The 2,893-nt window shown below is 66.1% G+C and carries 2 protein-coding genes; one reads left to right on the top strand and one right to left on the bottom strand.

Annotated features, from left to right (window positions below):
• On the top strand, positions 1-1,374 hold a 1,374-nt coding region (locus tag Q1K49_RS00505), incomplete at its 5' end, for a pyridoxal-dependent decarboxylase (protein ID WP_300521514.1).
• Between the two features lie 293 nt (positions 1,375-1,667).
• On the opposite strand, the gene thiC is transcribed toward Q1K49_RS00505, so the two are convergent.
• On the bottom strand, positions 1,668-2,893 hold a 1,226-nt coding region (gene thiC / locus Q1K49_RS00500), incomplete at its 5' end, for a phosphomethylpyrimidine synthase ThiC (protein ID WP_300521511.1).

Genomic DNA, 2,893 nt, shown 5'->3' with positions numbered 1-2,893 from the left:
AGCATCTTCGACCTTTCCGAGCACTACGGCCTGGAGTACCTTGCCACCGTCTTCGACCGCAACGTCTTCCCCGACGGAGAAGCCCTGTCGAACCTCGCCCTCTTCGACGAAAAGCTCCCCCTGGAGTTCACCCCGTCGAAGGAGATCCTCGCAAAACTGCACCACTGCGGCTCTCCCGCCACGGTGGCCCAGGTGGGGGGACGGTACTTCGGTTTCGTGAACGGCAGCGTGGTTCCCGCCGGCCTCGCCGCGAGGCTCCTGGGGGATTTCTGGGACCAGAACACGGCCATGCAGGTGATCTCGCCCATCGCCGCCAAGCTGGAGTGCGTCGTCGAGGAATGGCTGCGCGAACTTTTCGGGCTTCCCGATGAGACCGTCGCCGGATTCGTCAGCGGTACCTCCATGGCCACCTTCTCCGGTCTGGCCGCCGCCCGGTACAGGGTACTGCAGCGCAAAGGCTGGGACGTCGGCGAAAAGGGACTCTTCGGCGCGCCGAAGGTGCGCGTCGTCGCGGGAACACACGCGCACTCCACGGTCCACAAGGCCATCGCCCTCCTCGGCTTCGGCCGGGAGAACGTGGAGTGGGTGGAATCGGACGACCAGGGCAGAGTCGTTCCGGAGAAGGTTCCCCCTCTGGACGACGGCACGATCCTCATTCTTCAGGCGGGCAACGTGAACTCCGGATCCTTCGACAATTTCGACATCCTCTGCGACAAGGCCCGAGCGGCGAACGCCTGGGTGCACATCGACGGCGCCTTCGGCCTCTGGGCCAGTGCCGTGGAGGAGCTGAAGCATCTCACCCGAGGCATGGAAAAGGCCGATTCCTGGAGCGTGGACGCCCACAAGACACTCAACACTCCCTACGACAGCGGGATCGTTCTCTGCCGGGACAGAGAGGCTCTGGTCTCGGCGCTGCACATGTCCGGAGCCTACATCGTGCTGGGAAAAGACCGGGACGGCATGTTCACCACGCCGGAGATGTCCCGCAGGGGACGGATCGTCGAATTGTGGGCGACCCTGAAATGCCTGGGCAGAAGAGGTCTGGGAGAAATGGTCCTGGGCATGCACGAACGGGCGGCCCAGTTTGCGGCGGAGCTGCGGGCCCGGGATTTCGAGGTGTGCAACGAGGTGTGCTTCAATCAAGTGCTGGTGCATTATGGAAACAGCGATCTCACCCGGGAGATTCTCCGGAAGGTGCAGGAACTCCGGGTCTGCTGGTGCGGCGGCTCGAAATGGGACGGCCGGGACGTGATCCGCATCAGCGTCTGCTCCTGGGCCACCACCCCGGAGGATGTCCGGCTCTCCGTGGACTCCTTCGTCAAGGCTCGGGAACTTGCTCTCGGGGAGGCGGAAGACAAGCGGACCGGCCAATAAGGTACAATATCTTTCGCAAAATTGAGAAAAGGAGATCTTTTCAAAAACAAGACGCCAAGCCCCGGATCAAGAGGTGTTCTTGCTGTCTTCCACCGCCGCGAAAAACCCAAGGAGGACGCGCCTCACCGCTTTCGAAGGACTGAAACGCCCCCGCAGGGCAAAGAGCGACGGGACGGTGATGACACCGTCCCGTTGCCCTTTGGCCCTTCTCGTTCCGTCTTGCTTCGTCCCGCCCGGATGGTCTCAAGAGAGAGCACCTTCCTTCCTGCGGACCTCCGCCCTCCCGGAAAGCGTCAATCCTCGCTCCCGGAGGCGGCGTGCGCCGCAAGCGCCCGGGAGACGATCTTCATGGCGCACAGGGGACCGCACATGGCGCACCCCTCACCGTCCTTGAGGGAGGCGCGCCGGGCACTCACCGCCGAGGGGTCCAGCGCCGCCCTTTCCTGTCTCTCCCAGTCGAGAGCCTTGCGCGCCCGGGACATCTCCAGATCCCATTCCGCCGCCCCGGCGAGCCCCTTCTCCACGTCTCCCACGTGGGCGGCGATGCGCGACGCCGTCACGCCCGCCCGCACGTCCTCCACGTCGGGAAAGCCCAGATGTTCCGAGGGCGTCACGTAGCAGAGAAAATCCGCTCCCGCCGCCGCCGCGACGGCCCCTCCGACGGCCCCGACGATGTGGTCGTAGCCGGGAGCCACGTCGGTCACCAGAGGCCCCAGCACGTAGAAGGGGGCACCTTCGCAGAGGCGCTTCTGCAACTGCACGTTGGTCCCGATCTGCCCGAGCGGCACGTGCCCCGGCCCCTCCACCATGACCTGTACGCCCGCCTCGCGGCACCGCCGCACCTGGGCACCGAGTTCAAGGAGTTCCGCCACCTGCGCCCGATCCGTGGCGTCCGCCCCGGCGCCGGGACGGAGTCCGTCTCCGAGGCTCAGGGTCACCTCGTGGGTGCGGGCGATGGAGAGCAGCCGGTCGAAATGCTCCGCCAGGGGATTTTCCCTGTCGTGCTGAAGCATCCAGGCCACGAGAATGGAACCGCCCCGGCTCACCACGTCCGCAACTCGTCCCTGCTCCATGAGATGGGAGAGGGCCCGGCGGGTCAGCCCCGTGTGAACCGTCATGAAATCCACGCCCTCCGCGGCCTGTCGCTCGATGACCTCGAACAGATCCTCCACGGTCATGCGCACCACCGCATCATGGCGGCTCCGGGCCACCTGGGCCGCCTCGTAGAGCGGCACCGTCCCCAGAGGGAGCGGCGACAGGCGGAGCAGCTCCGCCCTCAGAGCAGGCAGGTCGCCCCCGGTGCTCAGATCCATCACCGCATCGGCGCCGCTCTCCACCGCCGCAACCAGTTTTCTCCGCTCCAGATCGACCGCCGCGTGTCCCTCGGAGGTGCCGATGTTGGCGTTCACCTTGGTGCGCAAACCTCGACCGATGCCGCAGGGCACCAGGCCCCGATGGGCCGGGTTGGCGGGCACCACCGCCGTGCCCGCCGCCACCCCGGCGAGCAGAACCTCCGGAG

The sequence above is a fragment of the Aminiphilus sp. genome, assembly GCF_029975095.1.
GTDB lineage: Bacteria > Synergistota > Synergistia > Synergistales > Aminiphilaceae > Aminiphilus.
This window is presented reverse-complemented; position numbering and strand designations above follow the sequence as displayed.